The organism is Halolactibacillus alkaliphilus (assembly GCF_900115465.1).
GTDB classification, from domain to species: domain Bacteria; phylum Bacillota; class Bacilli; order Bacillales; family Amphibacillaceae; genus Halolactibacillus; species Halolactibacillus alkaliphilus.
Window position 1 is genome coordinate 1 of the sequence record NZ_FOWN01000001.1, and the last position, 18964, is coordinate 18964.

The 18964-nt window shown below is 36.8% G+C and carries 17 protein-coding genes; 4 read left to right on the top strand and 13 right to left on the bottom strand.

The window, feature by feature from the left end; translation table 11 throughout:
• From BM163_RS00005 to dnaA, 10 genes are all read right to left on the bottom strand, one after another.
• Window positions 1–284 (bottom strand): hypothetical protein (locus tag BM163_RS00005; protein WP_373855131.1); only part of this gene is annotated, 284 nt, incomplete at its 3' end.
• Window positions 285–552: 268 nt separating this feature from the next.
• Complete coding sequence (gene guaB, locus BM163_RS00010) at window positions 553–2025, bottom strand: IMP dehydrogenase (RefSeq protein WP_089798919.1); 1473 nt, start codon at window positions 2023–2025, stop codon at window positions 553–555.
• 347 nt (window positions 2026–2372) lie between these two features.
• Window positions 2373–3446: an HD-GYP domain-containing protein gene (locus BM163_RS00015; RefSeq protein WP_089798921.1), complete on the bottom strand. Its 1074-nt coding sequence runs from the start codon at window positions 3444–3446 to the stop codon at window positions 2373–2375.
• 71 nt (window positions 3447–3517) lie between these two features.
• Entirely contained in the window at window positions 3518–6064 is a 2547-nt protein-coding gene (gene gyrA / locus BM163_RS00020; RefSeq protein WP_089798923.1) for a DNA gyrase subunit A, read from the bottom strand.
• Between the two features lie 69 nt (window positions 6065–6133).
• Window positions 6134–8056 carry a DNA topoisomerase (ATP-hydrolyzing) subunit B gene (gene gyrB, locus BM163_RS00025; RefSeq protein ID WP_174787616.1) on the bottom strand — a complete coding sequence of 641 codons (1923 nt, stop codon included), beginning with the start codon at window positions 8054–8056 and terminating at the stop codon, window positions 6134–6136.
• 45 nt (window positions 8057–8101) lie between these two features.
• On the bottom strand, window positions 8102–8368 hold the full coding sequence (remB, locus tag BM163_RS00030; protein WP_089798927.1) for an extracellular matrix regulator RemB: 267 nt from the start codon (window positions 8366–8368) through the stop codon (window positions 8102–8104).
• Window positions 8368–9498: a DNA replication/repair protein RecF gene (gene recF, locus BM163_RS00035; protein WP_089798929.1), complete on the bottom strand. Its 1131-nt coding sequence runs from the start codon at window positions 9496–9498 to the stop codon at window positions 8368–8370. The genes remB and recF overlap by 1 nt, the downstream gene beginning before the upstream one ends.
• 28 nt (window positions 9499–9526) lie before the next feature.
• On the bottom strand, window positions 9527–9754 hold the full coding sequence (gene yaaA / locus BM163_RS00040) for a S4 domain-containing protein YaaA (RefSeq protein WP_089798931.1): 228 nt from the start codon (window positions 9752–9754) through the stop codon (window positions 9527–9529).
• Window positions 9755–10067: 313 nt separating this feature from the next.
• Window positions 10068–11207 carry a DNA polymerase III subunit beta gene (gene dnaN, locus BM163_RS00045; RefSeq protein ID WP_089798932.1) on the bottom strand — a complete coding sequence of 380 codons (1140 nt, stop codon included), beginning with the start codon at window positions 11205–11207 and terminating at the stop codon, window positions 10068–10070.
• 187 nt (window positions 11208–11394) lie between these two features.
• Window positions 11395–12744, bottom strand: coding sequence for a chromosomal replication initiator protein DnaA (dnaA, locus tag BM163_RS00050; protein ID WP_089798934.1), 1350 nt, complete (start codon window positions 12742–12744; stop codon window positions 11395–11397).
• A gap of 884 nt (window positions 12745–13628) precedes the next feature.
• Between dnaA and rpmH the strand changes: the two genes are divergently transcribed.
• From rpmH to jag, 4 genes are all read left to right on the top strand, one after another.
• Window positions 13629–13763, top strand: a complete 135-nt coding sequence (gene rpmH, locus BM163_RS00060; RefSeq protein ID WP_062322791.1) for a 50S ribosomal protein L34 — start codon at window positions 13629–13631, stop codon at window positions 13761–13763.
• A 318-nt stretch (window positions 13764–14081) separates the two neighbouring features.
• Window positions 14082–14456 carry a ribonuclease P protein component gene (gene rnpA / locus BM163_RS00065; RefSeq protein ID WP_089798937.1) on the top strand — a complete coding sequence of 125 codons (375 nt, stop codon included), beginning with the start codon at window positions 14082–14084 and terminating at the stop codon, window positions 14454–14456.
• 170 nt (window positions 14457–14626) lie between these two features.
• On the top strand, window positions 14627–15403 hold the full coding sequence (spoIIIJ, locus tag BM163_RS00070; RefSeq protein ID WP_089798939.1) for a YidC family membrane integrase SpoIIIJ: 777 nt from the start codon (window positions 14627–14629) through the stop codon (window positions 15401–15403).
• Complete coding sequence (gene jag, locus BM163_RS00075; RefSeq protein WP_089798941.1) at window positions 15403–16026, top strand: RNA-binding cell elongation regulator Jag/EloR; 624 nt, start codon at window positions 15403–15405, stop codon at window positions 16024–16026. The genes spoIIIJ and jag overlap by 1 nt, the downstream gene beginning before the upstream one ends.
• A gap of 171 nt (window positions 16027–16197) precedes the next feature.
• On the opposite strand, the gene BM163_RS00080 is transcribed toward jag, so the two are convergent.
• From BM163_RS00080 to BM163_RS00090, 3 genes are all read right to left on the bottom strand, one after another.
• Window positions 16198–16866 carry a DUF3159 domain-containing protein gene (locus tag BM163_RS00080; protein ID WP_089798943.1) on the bottom strand — a complete coding sequence of 223 codons (669 nt, stop codon included), beginning with the start codon at window positions 16864–16866 and terminating at the stop codon, window positions 16198–16200.
• Window positions 16863–17198 (bottom strand): DUF1475 family protein, encoded by a 336-nt coding sequence (locus BM163_RS00085; protein ID WP_170243650.1) that lies wholly within the window; start codon window positions 17196–17198, stop codon window positions 16863–16865. The genes BM163_RS00080 and BM163_RS00085 overlap by 4 nt, the downstream gene beginning before the upstream one ends.
• 107 nt (window positions 17199–17305) lie before the next feature.
• Entirely contained in the window at window positions 17306–18580 is a 1275-nt protein-coding gene (locus BM163_RS00090; RefSeq protein ID WP_089798946.1) for a methyl-accepting chemotaxis protein, read from the bottom strand.
• Window positions 18581–18964: the final 384 nt, after the last annotated feature.

The following is an 18964-nucleotide window of genomic DNA, read 5'->3' on the forward strand; positions in this document are numbered from 1 at the left end:
AACGTCGGTGTTCCTTTGACAAAAGAGCCTTTTCTTTTTTGAAGTGTCGTCAAGCGCGCCTTCGTCGCTTTTATTTTTCTTTTAACGGCGCTGATTTGTTCTTTTTTATTACGGATGGAAACGGAACTTTTCTTTTTCAAGCCCCTAAGCTCACGGACCTCCGCTTGATAGCGAAAATGTTTGGCTTGATTAAACACCCGGAGGGTGTGATCCATGGACATAACGAAATCAGGGTCGATCTTATGCTTATATAAGCGATTTGAAAAAATGGCCTTCATGCCCACGATGCTCACCCTCCCTTCGTTTTACGGCGTTCATTGTTAACGTTTTAATTATACCGTGCAAAATATACGTTTGCCGCTTCAAAAATATTCAAAACCAGCGATTCATCACCCACCTAGTGCTAACGCACTTGAGGAAGGTGTCTTCTCGCTCTAAAACGATAAATTAAGTGCTTGTTTATTAAAAATAAAAAGACTAAGCCCCGTTGCTATCAATTCTAGTAAAAGATAGTAACCAGGACTTAGTCTTTTTTAAAATATTTGAAACGACTTACTGAACAGAATAATTCGGTGCTTCTTTAGTAATTTGAACATCATGTGGATGTGATTCGCGTAATCCAGCACCCGTCATACGTACAAACTGTGTATCATTTCTAAAAACGTCTAAATCAGCACTACCACAGTAACCCATACTTGCACGCAAACCTCCAAGTAATTGGTGGACAGTATCTGCAAGTGGTCCCTTATAAGCGATACGACCTTCGATTCCTTCTGGTACCAATTTCTTTGCATCATTCGTATCTTGGAAGTAACGATCTTTAGAGCCAGATTTCATTGCAGCAACAGATCCCATACCTCGGTATACTTTATAACGACGCCCTTGGAAAATCTCTGTTTCACCTGGAGATTCTGTTGTTCCAGCGAACAGGCTACCTAACATTACCGCATGTCCACCAGCAGCAAGTGCCTTAGCAATATCACCCGAGTATTTGATACCACCATCAGCAATAATTGGTACATTATATTCAGCCGCAGCAACCGCACAGTCATGAATAGCCGTAATTTGCGGCACACCAACACCTGCAACGACACGCGTCGTACAAATAGATCCTGGACCAATCCCTACTTTAACAACGCTTGCACCTGCTTTAATTAAGTCGACGGTTGCTTCTTTTGTTGCCACATTACCTGCAATAATAACAAGGTCAGGATAAAGATCACGCATATGTTTAACTTGATCAAGCACACCTTTAGAGTGACCATGAGCCGTATCAATCACTAAAGCATCAATGCCTGCTTCTACCAGTTTTTCTACACGTAGTTCAGTATCAGCTGTCACACCAACAGCTGCACCACATAGCAAGCGTCCTTGACTATCTTTTGCTGAGTTAGGGAATTCAATTACTTTCTCAATATCTTTAATCGTAATTAAACCTTTTAAAACACCAGCATCATCAATGAGTGGTAATTTCTCAATACGATGTTTTTGAAGAATTTTACTTGCTTCATCAAGTGTTGTTCCAACATTAGCAGTCACTAAATTATCTGACGTCATCACATCTTTAATTAGAATAGAATAGTCTTCAATAAAACGCATATCACGATTCGTTAAAATACCTACTAAGACTTGATCTTCGCGGTTATTGACAATTGGCACACCTGAAATACGGAACTTACCCATTAAGTGCTCAGCATCAAACACTTGATTTTCTGGTGTTAAGAAGAATGGATTCGTAATAACACCACTTTCTGAACGCTTCACACGATCTACGTGTTCTACTTGATCTTCGATTGACATGTTTTTGTGAATAATACCTAAACCGCCTTGACGTGCCATAGCAATTGCCATTTCAGCTTCTGTCACTGTATCCATACCGGCACTAATCAAAGGCATATTTAACTTCAATGTGTCAGCTAATGATACTTTTAATGATACATCTCGTGGCAATACCTCTGACTTACTTGGCATTAATAATACGTCATCAAATGTTAAACCTTCTTTTGTAAATTTGTCCTCCCTCATGTTGCGCCTCCTCTGTAATTTTAGACTGTCTGTTTTTTCTCTCTGTTTTAGCTTATTGTTATTTACAATACGACAACCATTAGTGTTTTTCAAGCCTTTTTACACGGATTTCAAAAGTTTTTTTCAGGAAAACGGTTGTATTAATTGACTTAATATTCAGACTGATTATATAATGGATGATTTAGTAAAATTAAAACCTTAAATGGCACACTTTCCCTAAATGAAATAATTAAGCACGCTTTTCTCTATTTAATATAGATAGCGTGCCTTATTTTATATATGACGTGCCGATTGCCTTTAACCAAATGACTCTCACATGGGAGTTCATCAATAATGGGCACGAGGCTTTAAATAAATGTTGTAATCTCAGGTGAAGCGTCTTGAGTTAAAGTATAAATATTATTCGTTCGATAGACACGAACAATAATTTGCGGATCTTTATTTAAGTGTAATTCTATAATCTCTGCCCGCTCTCCACTAGAGAGCATCACTACCTGCTGTTCAAATTGTTTTTCTAACATATAAAAGAATTGATATAAATACTTATCGTCAAACTGTTGATTCACTTTTTGACGCATATCTAATACCGCTTCAAATAATCGTTTTTCTTTTTGATAGAAACGTTCAGTCATCATTGCGTGGTAACTGTCACTAATCGCAATAATTTTCGCATATGGATGGATTTTATCTCGCTTCACACCCATTGGATAGCCTGATCCATCAAGTTTTTCATGGTGTTGAATAATACCAAGCTTTGCTTGTCTTGATAAAGAGGCACATTTTTCTACGTAGCGATAAGAATATGTTGGATGTTTTTTTACTTCATCTTGTTCAGGTAGGACGAGTGCTTCCGGCTTCTTTAATAGACGCTGACTTATTTTCGCCATCCCACTATCGGCTAAAAATCCAGCTAAAGCTACTTGAATCCAGTCTTTTTCATAACCAAGTTGCTTTGCCAATAAGCCTGAAAGTAAGGCAACAGCAACACTGTGATGTGCTAAATAACGTTCTTTTGTTGCTTCTCTAAATAACAACAAAACCTCTCTTTGATGATCCACGGTACGCTCAACTAGTGGCACAATGGTTTCTCTTACTTTATGCATATCAAGTGGCACGCCACTTTGCCATAATTGATAGAATGTTTCATACTGTTTAACAACGGTATGGTAGTGCTCTATAAACGGCGTTGCTGGTGCTTTTTCATTTGTTTGCTCAATTGCCTCTATTGGCAAAGGAAAGTATGTCATCCCATCTTCTAAATATTCCTCAACCTCAACTTCTCGAATCATAAATCGGTCAAGTACTTCTTGAATAATTGGGGTGACGACAGTATTTTTCGGTACAATTGGCTGAAGTCCTTTACTGTAAACATCATCCATTATGACACATTTTTCTACGAGTTGTTTTGGATGGACACGCATCTTTTCACCCCTTGTGACACGTTAAGCGAAAGACAGTAGCCTTTCGCTTAGCATGTTAAATTTATCGTATATTATTCGGTCATTTCATCATCTTTTGATTCATCTGCACCTTCAGTTGCTACATCAGATGACACGTTTATTCCTTCGGTATTTTCAGTTGTTACTTCAGATGTATCCTCATCCTCTTCCGATTTTTCAACAACAGCTACAGTCGCAACCGTTTCATCATCACCTAAGCGAATAAGTTTGACACCTTGGGTGTTACGTCCAGTTTGTGAAATAGACTCAACCGGCATACGGATTAAAACACCACTTTCTGTGATAATCATTAAATCCTCGTCGCCACGAACGGCTTTTACCGCTACAACGTTACCTGTTTTATCGGTAATGTTGCAAGTCGCAACTCCTTTACCACCACGGTTGATCATCCGGTACTCTGATTGACGTGTTTGTTTACCGTAACCATTTTCCGTAACATTTAGCACGTACTGATCTTCTTCTAAAATCTCCATTGAGACGACATAGTCACCTTCTCGTAAGGACATCCCTTTTACACCAGCAGCTGTACGTCCCATTGAACGAACAGCATCTTCTTTAAAGTGAATTAAAGCACCGTTATGGGTTGCGATGATGATGTTCTTCTCTCCGTCAGTCAATCGAACAGAGATTAATTCATCTTCATCACGCAAGCTTATGGCAATCAGTCCACTTCGTCGAATGTTCGCAAACTGCGATAACTCTGTTCGCTTAGAAATACCTTGTTTTGTAGTGAAGAACAAGTAGTGATCATCAACAAACTCTTTCACTGAAATTACCGCATTAATCCATTCACCATTTTCTATCTCGAGTAAGTTAATAATTGGCAACCCTTTTGCTGTTCGACCATATTCAGGTATCTCATACCCTTTTAATCGGTATACTTTACCTTTATTACTAAAGAAGAGAATCGTATCGTGTGTTGATGTTGAAATTAAATGTTCAACAAAGTCATCTTCATTTGTCTCCATTCCTTGGACACCACGACCACCACGGCGTTGTGTACGGTATGTCGATGCTGGTAGACGTTTAATATAACCTTTGTGCGTCAAAGTAATCACAATATCTTCTTCTGGAATTAAATCTTCATCTTCAAAGAAATCAAAGCCTCCTGAAGCAATTTCTGTCATACGTGTATCATTAAATCTCGTCTTAATCTCTAGTAACTCTTCACGAATGATTTCAATAAGTTTTACTTCATCACCAAGAATAGCTTTTAGCTCTTTAATTAGCGCTTGGAGTTCTTCGTATTCACCTTCAATTTTATCTCGCTCTAAACCAGTTAAACGTTGCAAACGCATATCAAGAATAGCTTGTGCTTGCTTTTCTGACAGACTGAAACGCTCAATTAAGCTCGTACGTGCCTCATCTGCCGTCTTAGATCCACGAATAAGCGCAATGATTTCATCAATATGATCGAGGGCGATCCGTAAGCCTTCTAAGATATGCGCACGTGCTTCTGCTTTTTCTAGTTCATATTCTGTCCGTCGACGAATAATCACTTTTTGATGCTCTAAGTAATGTTCCAGTGCTTGTTTTAACGTCAAAACTTTCGGTTGACCATCAACAAGGGCAAGCATATTGATACCAAATGATGTTTGTAGAGACGTTTGTTTATATAAGTTGTTAAGCAGCACATTGGGGTTGGCATCACGACGCAATTCAATCACAATACGCATTCCGTTACGGTCAGATTCATCACGTAGATCTGTGATACCTTCTATTTTCTTATCGCGAGCAAGCTCTGCAATTTTTTCCACAAGTTTTGCTTTATTTACTTGGTATGGAAGTTCTGTTACGAGAATGCGCGACTTACCATTGGCGCGTTCCTCAATTTCAGCCTTTGCTCTAATCGTAATTGAACCTTTCCCTGTTTCATAAGCTTTACGGATACCAGATCGTCCTAGAATGGTCGCACCCGTTGGGAAGTCAGGACCGTGAATGTAGTCTTCCATTAGTTCTTCAATTGAAATATCCGGATTTTCACTAACTGCTAAAATAGCATCAATGGTTTCACCTAATTGGTGTGGCGGAATATTTGTTGCCATCCCAACTGCAATACCAGAAGCACCATTAACGAGTAAGTTCGGAAAACGTGAAGGTAATACAACCGGCTCACGTTCTGAACCGTCATAGTTATCAGCATAATCTATCGTGTTTTTGTTAATATCTCTTAAGAGTTCCATTGAGATTTTTGACATCTTTGCTTCGGTATAACGCATAGCTGCCGCTGGATCACCATCGACAGAACCAAAGTTACCATGGCCATCCACAAGTGGGTAACGGTAACTAAAATCTTGTGCCATCCTTACCATTGCTTCATAGACAGCTGAGTCACCGTGAGGGTGATACTTACCAATTACATCACCGACAATACGTGCTGATTTTTTATAGGCTTTATCTGCGTGCATACCTAAATCATTCATTGCATAGAGAATCCGGCGGTGTACAGGTTTTAATCCATCACGTACATCAGGTAAGGCACGTGAAACTATGACACTCATCGCGTAATCTAAAAAAGATGTTCGCATTTCTTTACCAATATTTATTTCTTGAACTTGGGGACGCTGTTGATCCACCATTTAATTACCTCCTATCCAACTGAGGACACATTTTTATCACTAATTTTCGTCGCTTATTTACCTTAAAAATTATACATCTAAGTTTTTCACATAGACGGCATTTTCTTGGATGAAATTACGACGCGGCTCGACTTTATCACCCATCAACATATCAAAGATTTGATCTGCCTCAATCGCATCATCAAGATTCACTTGAAGTAATGTTCGATTATCAGGGTCCATCGTTGTCTCCCACAATTGTGTTGCATTCATCTCACCAAGACCTTTATAACGCTGTAAACCTGGACGTGGTGCTTTTGGAATTTCTGATAAAATACGTTCTAATTCTTTCTCGTTATAAGCATAGTACACTGCTTTACCTTGTTGAATTTTATATAATGGTGGCTGAGCAATATAAATATATCCGTAATCAATTAACGGACGCATATAGCGATAGAAGAATGTTAATAATAATGTTCGAATGTGCGCGCCATCAACATCCGCATCGGTCATGATGACTACTTTATGATAACGTGCTTTTGAAATATCAAAGTCTTCACCAATCCCTGTCCCCATTGCTGTCACCATTGAACGAATCTCGTTGTTTGATAAAATTCGATCTAAACGCGCCTTTTCAACATTCAAAATTTTACCCCGTAATGGTAAAATCGCCTGGAAATGTCGATCTCGCCCTTGCTTTGCTGAACCACCGGCTGAGTCACCCTCTACAATGTACAGTTCACTTTTCGATGCGTCACGTGTTGAACAATCAGCTAACTTTCCTGGTAGATTAGAAATTTCTAATGCACCTTTTCGGCGAGTCAATTCACGTGCTTTTTTTGCCGCCATACGAGCCCGGGAAGCCATTAAACCTTTATCAACAATAATCCTTGCCGTGTTAGGGTTCTCAAATAAGAATGAAGAAAACAAATCACTAAATGTTGAGTCGGTGATCGTTCTCACTTCACTATTACCAAGCTTGGTTTTCGTTTGACCTTCAAATTGAGGATTGGGGTGCTTGATTGAGACGATGGCTGTTAAACCTTCTCTAACATCATCACCTGTTAAGTTTGGATCATTATCTTTAAACAGGTTATTTTTTCGAGCATAATCATTGATTACTCGTGTCAGACCTGTTTTAAAACCTGACTCATGCATACCACCTTCATATGTGTGGATATTATTCGCAAATGAATAAATATTGCTGGCAAAACCGTCATTATATTGAATCGCTACTTCAACTGCAATGCCCTGTTCTTCTTTTTCAGCATAGAAGGGTTCGTGTAGTACCTCTTTGGAACCATTTAAATGCTCGACATATGATCGAATGCCACCTTCATAATAAAACTCATCATAAATAGGCGTGTCATTTTCTGTACGTTTATCTTCAATTGATATTTTTAAGCCTTTATTTAAGAAGGCTAATTCACGTAAGCGTGTTTGAAGTGTTTCATAATTATAAACTGTTGTTTCTTCAAATACGTCTGGGTCCGGTGTGAAGTGAACTTTTGTACCAGTAATATCTGTTTCACCAATCACTTCAAGTTCTGTGTTTAATTTTCCACGGTTAAAATCAAGGTAATATATCTTACCATCACGATGCACATATACTTCTAAAGATGTGGATAAAGCATTTACCACCGAAGCCCCAACACCATGAAGACCACCAGACACTTTGTAACCGCCACCGCCAAATTTACCCCCGGCGTGAAGAACTGTCATAATCACTTCAACAGCTGGACGGTTAGACTTTTCGTGGATCCCAACTGGGATCCCTCGTCCGTTATCCATTACAGTAATACTGTTGTCTTTTTCGATAATGACTTGAATATGATCACAATGACCAGCTAATGCTTCATCGATACTATTATCGACAATCTCCCATACAAGGTGGTGTAACCCTCTTTCACCTGTAGACCCAATATACATACCGGGGCGCTTTCTTACCGCTTCAAGACCTTCTAAAACCTGTATTTGACTCTCATCATATGCTTGTTCTAAGTTTTCTTCCATTGCCACTACATTCACCTACATTTCTTTATTTTTCAGACATCTATATTAATAAGATTCTTGTTGAGAGAGGATTGCTTTAATGCTTGTCCGTTTTTTTAACGTTTGGATGGCAAGTGGACTATAGTAAACACCATCTTTGGTGAAAATAATCGTTTTCACTACATCCTCATCGTACGATAATTCGTCATCTTCTTGTTCAGCATAATCAATCATTTCTTCGTTGATTGAAGAGACTTCAATATCTTGTTGATTAATCATGACAATAATATCGTCTGTTTGAATGACTTGGTCATTGCCAATATGCATAAACATTAGTGTTCCCTTCTTTCTTCGCAAATAACTTGACCATTATCTACATGAAAGATGGTCGCTGTCTGTATCGTTTGATGTTCAATATCGTTAACACTCGTTGTTGTAACAAATGTTTGGACTTTATCTTTTATCGTATTAAGCAAGTGACTTTGCCTATGACGGTCCAGCTCACTTAACACATCATCAAGCAAGAGTACTGGATATTCACCGACTTCATTTTTAATTAATTCAATTTCAGCTAATTTCAATGACAATGCCGTTGTACGCTGTTGTCCTTGCGAACCAAATGTTTGCACATTTCGTCCATTAACATAAAAAATTAAGTCATCACGATGCGGACCGTAGAGTGTTGTCCCTCGGTCAATCTCTTTTTGTTGATTGTGTTTAAATGTCTCTTGATATATTTGCTTAATCGTTTCGATCGGAGCCGTTTTCTCTACTTCAATTGATGTATCATAATCAATGGTCAACGTCTCTTTATTTTGGGTAATCCCTTGATGGATTGGACGGGCCCACTTTAAGAGTAAGTCTAAAAATAAAAAACGACGGATTAAAATCTCACTCGCATGAGTAATCAGCTGATCCGTTAATACTTCAAGCATGGTTATATCAGTCGTTTTTCGCCTTTGTAAATCTTTAAGTAGATGATTGCGTTGCTTTAAGATTTTTTGATATTGACCAAGGTGGTAAATATAAACGGGCTTTACTTGGCCTATCTCCATATCAATAAAACGACGCCGAACTTGCGGGCTACCTTTGACAAGATTTAAATCTTCAGGCGCAAACATGACCACATTAAGAGCACCAATATAATGACTCAATCTTTTCTGTTCTAGATGATTAAGCTTCGCTGTTTTTCCTTTTGATTGGAATTGCATTTCCATCGGTATATGGTAATTCCTTTTAAAAACCGTACCTTCTATTTTAGCATAAGATTCATCCCACATCACAAGTTCTTTATCTTTTGATGTCCGATAAGATTTAGTAAAGGCAAGCACATAGATAGCTTCCATCAAATTTGTCTTTCCTTGAGCATTTTCTCCAATAATGACGTTCACTTTCGGATCAAACTCAAGTGTTAAAGAGGGGTAATTGCGATAATGGGTCAGTGTGATATGTTCAATATACATCTATTATCCTAACTTTCATCGTTCATTTTTACTCTTTATCTTTTGTCACTGTGTATGTACCAACCTCTGGTATCGAAATGACATCACCTGGATAGAGTTTTTTTCCTCGTCGCTGATCTTGTAGATCATTAACAAATACCGGGTATTCACTTAAAAATAGCTTGACCATACCACCTGATTCAACTACATTAGCCAATTTCAAAAATTGACCTAACGTAATATAGTCTGAATGAATATTGATTTCTTCTTGTGCCATTAAATTATTCCTCCCTTAACGTATTTAAGCCATAAACCGCTCACTATCTATTTCTCTTTCTATTTTACTAAAAAGTCTTATTTACACAAATCCGCCTCTATTCGCTTTTATTTTGCTTATTTACTATTTTAACTCAAATTTGATCGAAATGGGGGAAAAACACTTAAAAACATAAAAAAGAAGCGTGAAAGCTTCTTTTTTCATCTTTATCACGCTTCTACCATGTTCTATTATTTGAATTATTCTCTTCTTTTAGATTTACTATACCTCTTCAATACGTTTGTTTTAAGGCAAGTAACAAATACGCCAAAAATTAATAAGTACGTACCGGTAAAATTAATTGTAAAATGTGATCATTATTTTCCGGATACAAGATAAACGGACGCATAGCTCCTGTAAAGTGAACAATAACATTATCTTCTTCAATAATACGCAAGGCATCAATCATATATTTTGCACTAAAAGAAATTTTTAGCTGTTCACCATCGATATGATCGGTAATAACATCCTCAGTTACTTGACCAACTTCAGGTGTATTTGAACTGATTTGTAAGGCATTATCTCTTGTTTCTAATTTGACGACATTATTACGGTTTTCTTTTGCGAGTAATGATGCTCGGTCAATGGCTTGAAGCAATGTTTTTGTTTTTACTTTAACAGACGTTTTACTTACTTCAGGAATAAGACGATCTGTTTCTGGGTATTTTCCATCCAATAAGCGTGATAAGAAGTAAAGATTTTTCGTTTGGAATAAAATTTGATTGTCTGCCACACTGATTGTTAATGAGTCATCTGATTCATCAATGATTTTATTTAACTCAGCTAAACTTTTTCCAGGAATAACAATGTTGTTAAATTGAATATGAACAAAGTCTTCTGCAAGTTTAACTGAACGTGAAGCTAAACGGTGAGAGTCTGTTGCAACAAAGGTCATTTCACCATTGTCAATTTTCATATTTACTCCTGTTAAAATCGGACGCGTTTCTACTGTTGACACAGCAAAGACCGTCTGCTTAATCATTTCTTTCATGACATCATGTTTAATTTCAAAACTATTATCCGTATGTAGGACAGGGAGTTGTGGGTATTCCATTGCATCTTGTCCATTTAAGTGAAATTCCGACCCACCAGAAACAACGGTCATTTGATAGTTGTCATCTGTTGATATTTCGACTGTTTTAAGTGGTAATTTACGTATAATTTCAGGAAAGTATTTTGCTTGAACAACAATACTGCCTGTTTCGATGTCCTCAACATGTACAAGACCATCTTCTTCTTTTGGAATAAAAGACTCAATAGAAATATCTGAATCACTACCCGTTAATTTAATACCTGTAGGTAATGCTTCAATTTTAATGCCTGTCAAAATTGGAACAGCAACACGAGGTGAAATAGCTTTCATGACGTGTTGAAGACTTTCTAATAATAGCTCACGTTGAATGATGAATTTCATAATGAAAAATTCCTCCTAGTGGAAGTATATATATTAATTATTATTATAAAAATTAGTAGTAATAGTAATAGGGGCTGTTGATATGTGGATAACTAATAAAACCCCTTACAACTGTGAAGTTATCCACGTGTGGACAGTTTGTTTATAACTCTGTAAGGTTATAAACACTGTGCACAACGATAAAAACTTAAAAATTCTTTAACTGCTCTTTTATATCTTCAATATCTCGCTGAAGGAGCTGATCTTCATCAATCATTTTTGATATTTTTTCATGTGCATGAATGACGGTGGTATGGTCACGTCCGCCGAACTCTTCCCCTATTTTTGGTAAAGAAAAGTCAGTTAGCTCACGCGATAAATACATCGCAATTTGGCGAGGAAAGGCAATTGATTTTGTTCTCTTTTTAGCAGCAAATTCCGCCAATTTCATTTGATAACGTTCGCCCACAAGCTCTTTGATCTGTTGAATCGTCACAACTTTTGGTCGTGTATTTGGAATAATATCTTTTAATGCTTCCGCAGCAAGTGATGGATCAATGTCTTGATTTGTGAGAGATGAATATGCAACGACACGAATAAGCGCACCTTCAAGCTCACGAATATTGGTATCTATTTGATTCGCAATATAAAGCATGACTTCATTAGAAATTTCAAGTCCTTCTGCTTTAGCCTTCTTACGTAAAATTGCAATGCGTGTCTCTAAGTCTGGGGGGGTTATATCTGTGATAAGTCCCCATTCAAATCGAGAGCGTAGACGGTCTTCAAGCGTTGGAATCTCTTTTGGTGGTCGATCACTTGAGATGATAATTTGTTTACTTTCTTCATGTAATGTATTAAATGTATGGAAAAATTCTTCCTGCGTTTGTTCTTTACCGGCTAAAAATTGAATATCATCAATAAGCAATACATCTACATTACGATACTTACTTCTAAAGTTCTCAGCTTTGTTGTCGCGTATCGAGTTAATAAATTCGTTTGTAAATTTTTCAGATGATAAATAGACGACTTTGGCATCTGGATTATGATCCAATACATAATGGCCAATGGCATGCATTAAGTGTGTTTTACCAAGTCCGACCCCTCCATAGATAAATAAGGGATTATATGCTTTAGCAGGGGCTTCAGCCACGGCTAGTGATGCGGCATGAGCAAAACGGTTACCTGACCCAATGACGAACGTATCAAAAGTATATTTATCATTCAACATCGTTTTTGGATGATCTTGATAGTCTTTTGCTGGTTTAGGCTGTTTAATAGGGGCTTTCATTTGTTCTTCAATCGCTGTTTCATGTTCAGGAATCACAAATTTCGTTTTTAGTTTAGCGCCAGTTACTTCAAATATGGCTTCTGATACGAGGTTTGTGTAACGATTCTCTAACCAGTCACGTGCGAATTCATTAGGTGCTGAAACAATTAATGTATCGTCGGTTAATTGGTCAGCTTTTGTATTTTTAAGCCAAGTATCAAAGCTAGGTTTACTGACCTTTTCTTTAATCGCTTCTAGAGTGTTATCCCAGAGCTCTTCAATATTCTCCATTTAAACGCTCCTTTCTTCATATCTTCATAGATTAGTATGTCACTAAAATCACCATTTTTAGCGTTTAGACCTTTAATAATAGGACATTCAGTATAAAAAACCTCTCGCCATCTATATAAAGATCGAAAGGTTTTTCTAGCAATTAGTCTGTGGATAATAAAACACATGCATTATAGGTTATAGGAGCACTTGTCCATGATACTCACACCATTGTTGATAAGTTTACACAGAAGATGTGAATAAATGTCCACAGGTTATCCACCACCTGTGGATAGTTTTTATAAGCCGTTTATGTTTTTCTGAGTTAAACACAGTAATAATATCAAAAATCGAGTGAATTTGCAAGGTCTTTTGATGGTTATCCACATATCGGTGGTCTTGTTGAATTAATTCATCCACAGGGTATGAATGTGTGTTTAACTTGTCGATAATTGTTGTGGATAATAAAAAAACGAAAAAACTGTTAGGGAAAACTTGTGGATAATGTTGAAAATAGCTAAAATGTTCACCTTGTGGATAAAAAATGTTGTAGTAATTTACATTAGAGGATATCTCAAAAAGACAGCGTGTGGACACGTACTTGAAAAATTGAAAAATGATAATAGAACGTTGATTTTCAAGTTATTAAAGAAGATGAAAATAATGAATGTACTAAAAGTACTAACATAAAAAAGTGGCTATACGTCTCATACGTAGGGGATAGACGTTTTTTTTTTAATAAATCTTTAAAAAGTACGTGACAATAAGAAAAAAATAAGCTATTATAGTACATTGTAGAGTAAACACTAGGAATAATAATTGACAGGCATGTCTCGTATTATTTATAATATATAAGGCTGTCTAATAGATGAATGTTAGAAATTCCTCAGGGAGGTGTAGTATAAATGAAACGCACATTTCAACCAAACAATCGTAAGCGTAAAAAAGTTCACGGCTTCCGTAAGCGTATGAGCACGAAAAATGGACGTCTTGTACTTAAACGTCGTCGTAGCAAAGGTAGAAAAGTATTATCAGCATAGGCCACTGACTAACGACAGTGGTCTTTTTTTCACGTTAAGTGAGGAAAAGATGTTGGGATGAGTGGCTCATGTGACTCTGGTAAACAGAATCATGAGGTGATCATCCCATTTTTAATAGTATAGAAATGAAGCGGTTAACATGCGTTATTTTTTTGGGAGAGAAGATGCCTTTCTCAAGTGCTTAGACACTAGTTGGGGCAGTTTAATTATATTTATCCCAGAATTTCGTCGAAGGAAATCCACTGCTTTAGCTGTGGGAGCAGTCAGCTGTCTCATTGAATTGATATATGACCGGTAAGCAGATAGGGGGAGAAGAAGATGAAGAAAGCATATCGACTGAAATCAAATGATGATTTTCAACAAGTATTTAAAAGAGGGACGTCGTTTGCCAATCGTCAGCTCGTTCTCTATTACTTACCTAAACAAGATCAAACACATTTCCGTATTGGGCTATCTGTTTCTAAAAAAGTTGGTAATGCGGTTGTAAGAAATCGCATCAAACGTTACTTAAGACAAGCGTTTCATGAACTGGACCAAGACGTGAAACAAGCGTATGATTTTGTGATTATTGCGCGTGTACCGACGAAAGATTTGAATTTTCATGAGATGAAGAAAAGTCTGACTCATGTATTGTTTAAATCAAAACTTTTTAAGCAGGTGACAAACAAGAACGTATCACATGATTCTAATTGAACGATCATCAACAATTTATGTGATGGATATGATACATGTAGAGGCTTTTGTCTGTTTATATGGGAGTTTTTTAAAAAGCTTGGGCTTTTTCTAGTATTCCCGTAAAGATAATGATAAAATAACTTATGAGTTTCACATATATGAATGAATATATGTTAAGGAGGAAGAACATGCGTAAAAAGGTCTTTTTGTTAGTGGCCTTAATTGGTTTAGTTTTATTATTGTCAGGGTGTGGAGATATTAACGCACCAATTACCGCAGAAAGTAATGGGATTTGGGATGAATATTTTGTCTATCCGTTATCTTGGCTTATTACATCAACTGCGAATTTATTTAGTGGTAGTTTTGGTTGGGCGATTGTCGTTGTAACCCTTGTTATTCGTTTAGTTCTCGTTCCACTTAACGTGAAACAATTAAAAAGCTCAAAAGCGATGCAAGAAGTACAACCTGAGTTAAATAAAATCAAAGAAAAATACAGCTCAAAAGATGCGCAAACACAACAAAAATTACAAGAAGAAACAATGAAGTTATTTAAAGAGTACAATGTTAATCCAATGGCAGGGTGTTTACCGATGCTCGTTCAAATGCCGATTTTAATTGGATTATACCATGCGATTATGCGGACACCAGGTTTACAAGATGGAAGTTTCTTATGGTTTGAGTTATCACAGCCTGATCCATTTTTCATTTTACCTATTGTCGCAGCAGGTGCAACGTTCTTACAACAAAAGTTAACGATGGCAGGCACAAATATGACGCAAAATGCAGGGAACCCACAAATGACGATGATGCTTTACATGATGCCAATCATGATTGGTGTTATGTCAATGTTCTTCCCAGCTGCCCTTGCTTTATACTGGGTTGTTGGTAACGTCTTTATGGTACTGCAAACGATTTTTATTCGTAAGCCATTTAAATTCCAGCAAACTTCGGGAGGAAATAACTAGTGAAACAGGTAACTGCTTCTGGACAAACAGTCAAAGATGCGGTCCAATCAGCGTTAGTGCAACTTAACACCTCAGAGGACCAAGTTGATATTGAAGTTATTGAAGAAGGTAAAAAAGGGATGTTAGGCTTGTTTGGATCAAAACGTGCGATTGTCAAAGTGACAGTCAAAGAGAATCCAATTGAACAAGCCGCGCTTTACTTAAAAGAGATTGCACAAGCTTTTTCTGCTGATGTTGTTGTCACGACAACGTTAGAAAATCAATCCGTTACATTTGAGTTATCTGGTGAGAAAATTGCGATGATTATCGGCAAACGCGGCCAAACATTAAATGCTTTACAACATATTGTACAGGTTATGTTAAATCGCCAATCAGCAATACGCTATCGTGTGGTTGTTGATGCTGAAGAGTATCGCTCACGTCGCAAGGCTACATTAGAGCAATTAGCGACGCGTCTTGCAGATAAAGCAATAAAAACAAAAAAATCAGTTACATTAGAACCAATGCCATCTTATGAACGTAAGGTCATTCATAGTGCGCTTCAACAACTACCAGGTGTTGAAACTTTTTCAGATGGTCAAGAGCCTAATCGCCACGTTGTGATTAAGCCAGTAAAAAAATAAGCTGAAATTTATCGAGTTGAAATATACTCAAAACTACAGGCAGGATGTCGCTATAAAGGTGACATCCTGCCTGTTTTAATTTTCGTAGAATAGTTGTAAATTTTACTAACTTAGCCAACATATAAAGGGCGTATGAAGCCTAACCGATGAGCGACGTTGAGATCTCTTACTTTAAAATCCACGTTGCTGTCCTTCAAAAGGCGGTGCCTTTCCTTGTTCAAACTCTTCTACACTCGGACCTTGTCGGTTTCTTAATGTCTTAACACCGACAACATAGCTGCCAATTAACATCATAATCGTCATGGGTGTACCAAGGACAGTATTGAAGAAGAAATAGTTGGAGAACTGATTGGTAAAATATAAGTAGCCTTGTAAAATTAAACGAAACAAAAAGTAAGTCCCCCAAATGATTGTTGCGTACTGATAAGCAGGAGAGATATCATCTCGCTTGTACCATTCAAGAGGCCAACCTCGAGTTAAGTGGCTTAATAGAGCTGCAATGGGACGTTTAACTAACAGTGAGACAAAACAGACAAGGACGATAAAACCTGTTGAAATAAGGCTCGGTAAATAAAAGTTAATCGCATCACCAGAAAGTAAACTCAGTCCAATGGAAATAATGACACCAATAACCCCAACAAAGGCATATTTTCCAGTGTCTTTTTTTATTTTTCGATAAATGATTAAACCAATTAAATAAATAAAAGTTATAATACTTGCTACTTCGAGTGTAAACCACTGGATTATTAGAAAAAAGAGAACAGGTGGAATCAGCGCATCAATCGTTTTCTTTTCAAAGACTAGTTGTAGCTGCTCTTTCCATTCTTGTAGGCGATTCATGATATCTTTCCTTTCTTACCATGAAAGATATAATCCCAGTCACCATCTGATGTATAGAGCGCAATTAAAATATAAATACAGGCGGTAAAAAAGCCAAGAATCATCATAGCTAAGACCCAGATAAATATGGAAATTTTTGATGATTCTCGGTAAACAATCCATAAAGAAAATAGTACAAATCCAACATATAAGTCAATCAGTGACATAACTCCCCATGGATTTTCAAAAAGTGCTGCGCCATCTATGAAAAAGTCACCATTGATGAAGCCATTTAGTAAACCAGCGGACATAGCCAGTAAGCCAAGCCAAGTAATGATTTTTGCGTATTTCATCGAACATTCCCCCTCAAACGTATTATTTCTTCTATATACCCTTTTTTTATACTTCTTAATTAAAAAACCTCCACATTTGTCGTTTAGACCCATGTGGAGGTATGGAATTAATCATCCAGTAATGCTTCTGTTTGAAAGAGCTCTTTTAGTTTAAAGATATCTTCTCGAATGGTTTTTAAAGCTGTTATCTCATCAATTAATTGATCTTGTGTGTTTAAAATATCAGTTGTTGTTTCTTCAGATTTATGTGTAGCGTCCGTCATTGCGGTCGCGATTTCTTGGCTAGATGATTGAATGGTTGTTGCTTTTTGGGCAACATCATGGATTGTTGTCACAGTTTTTTGGATGTGATCAGTAAAATACGAAAATTCTTTATTAATTGCTAATATTTTTTCTGATTCATCATCAATTGTATTTGCTTGTTGATCAGTTTTTTCTGTAAAGGCATGGACATTCGCTAAGATACTTTGAACTGTATCATTGACACTGGATGTTGCATCAACCGAACGCTCTGCCAGTTTTCTAACTTCGTCAGCAACAATGGTAAACCCTTTTCCGTGTTCACCAGCACGTGCCGCTTCGATCGAGGCATTAAGTGCAAGTAAATTCGTTTGTTCAGCAATATCATTAATCAGTTCAACGATATCTTGAATCCTTTCAATTTCAGCTGTCAACGTATGTACAAGAACTTTTGTTTCACTTGCTTCTTTCGCAATGCGGCGCATAGCGCTAGAAGAAGCCGTCACTTGTTTACTCCCTTTAGTTGTTTGAGTTTTCATCTGTTGAAAATCAGTATTTACTGCTAATAATGTATCAGTAATATGTGCAAAATGCTGTTTCATTTCGTCAGTCAGTGCTGTGGTTTCTTCGAATGTACTCAGTTGATCAGTTGTTGTCGTAGATACTTTATCGAAGGATTTGCCGAGTGATTCAATATTTGTTGTTAGTGTATCAAGGTCAGAAGCAAGAGTCGCTGTTTTTGTTTCAATACCATTGATTTCTCTTTGCTTTTGTTGTTCAGCTTGATTAATCGTGTTAAATAAGTGATTAAGACGATCAGCCAAGCGACCAATTTCATTAAAATTCTTTGAATGAATCCTTACGGTTTGATCACCTTGTTCAAATTGATAAATCTTTTTTTCCATGTGTTGAATAGGGCGAATAATGTAATAGTTCAAAAAAACGGCAATGAGAATGGTCGCTAAAATGATATTCATAAAACTTGATAAGAAGGTACCGACAATACCTAAATTAATCCCCGTCATTTCAATTAAATACAACATAAAAGTTGATAGTGTGGTATTAATAAGTAACACCGTTACTAAAATAAGAATTGCATGGGTTTTAATACTTTTCCATAAAGCTATTTTTTTGTATGACATAAATGTTCCTCCGAAATGTATAGTTTTTGTACAAATTTAATCCTGCCCGATTATAGCATAAAATGCAAGTCATAAGTCTGTATCCTTAAAAATTCCGTAATTACCTATCAATTGTCAAGCTTTTAAGAATAGTGTTAAAAAATAGTCCTACTTTTATGAGCGAGTATAGATCTTTATCGATTTCCTTATCTAGTCCATCTATTATATACTAGCGTCCTACGTTATAAACGTAACGATATGATTTCTAAAATAGTCTACGTATTATAGGTGCTGACATGCATAAGTCTATTAAGCTGTGTATAATAAATATACTTACAATTATTATTTAGTATTTTTAGTATTGTTAAGGACTAAATGGTAGCTTCTACATAAATTATTAAGTTG

Bases quoted from the DNA above. Each gene is read 5' to 3' on its own strand.
- guaB (WP_089798919.1), bottom strand. From the start codon at position 2,025: ATGAGGGAGGACAAATTTACAAAAGAAGGTTTAACATTTGATGACGTA.
- BM163_RS00015 (WP_089798921.1), bottom strand. From the start codon at position 3,446: ATGCGTGTCCATCCAAAACAACTCGTAGAAAAATGTGTCATAATGGAT.
- gyrA (WP_089798923.1), bottom strand. From the start codon at position 6,064: ATGGTGGATCAACAGCGTCCCCAAGTTCAAGAAATAAATATTGGTAAA.
- gyrB (WP_174787616.1), bottom strand. From the start codon at position 8,056: ATGGAAGAAAACTTAGAACAAGCATATGATGAGAGTCAAATACAGGTT.
- remB (WP_089798927.1), bottom strand. From the start codon at position 8,368: ATGTTTATGCATATTGGCAATGACCAAGTCATTCAAACAGACGATATT.
- recF (WP_089798929.1), bottom strand. From the start codon at position 9,498: ATGTATATTGAACATATCACACTGACCCATTATCGCAATTACCCCTCT.
- yaaA (WP_089798931.1), bottom strand. From the start codon at position 9,754: ATGGCACAAGAAGAAATCAATATTCATTCAGACTATATTACGTTAGGT.
- dnaN (WP_089798932.1), bottom strand. From the start codon at position 11,207: ATGAAATTCATCATTCAACGTGAGCTATTATTAGAAAGTCTTCAACAC.
- dnaA (WP_089798934.1), bottom strand. From the start codon at position 12,744: ATGGAGAATATTGAAGAGCTCTGGGATAACACTCTAGAAGCGATTAAA.
- rpmH (WP_062322791.1), top strand. From the start codon at position 13,629: ATGAAACGCACATTTCAACCAAACAATCGTAAGCGTAAAAAAGTTCAC.
- rnpA (WP_089798937.1), top strand. From the start codon at position 14,082: ATGAAGAAAGCATATCGACTGAAATCAAATGATGATTTTCAACAAGTA.
- spoIIIJ (WP_089798939.1), top strand. From the start codon at position 14,627: ATGCGTAAAAAGGTCTTTTTGTTAGTGGCCTTAATTGGTTTAGTTTTA.
- BM163_RS00080 (WP_089798943.1), bottom strand. From the start codon at position 16,866: ATGAATCGCCTACAAGAATGGAAAGAGCAGCTACAACTAGTCTTTGAA.
- BM163_RS00085 (WP_170243650.1), bottom strand. From the start codon at position 17,198: ATGAAATACGCAAAAATCATTACTTGGCTTGGCTTACTGGCTATGTCC.
- BM163_RS00090 (WP_089798946.1), bottom strand. From the start codon at position 18,580: ATGTCATACAAAAAAATAGCTTTATGGAAAAGTATTAAAACCCATGCA.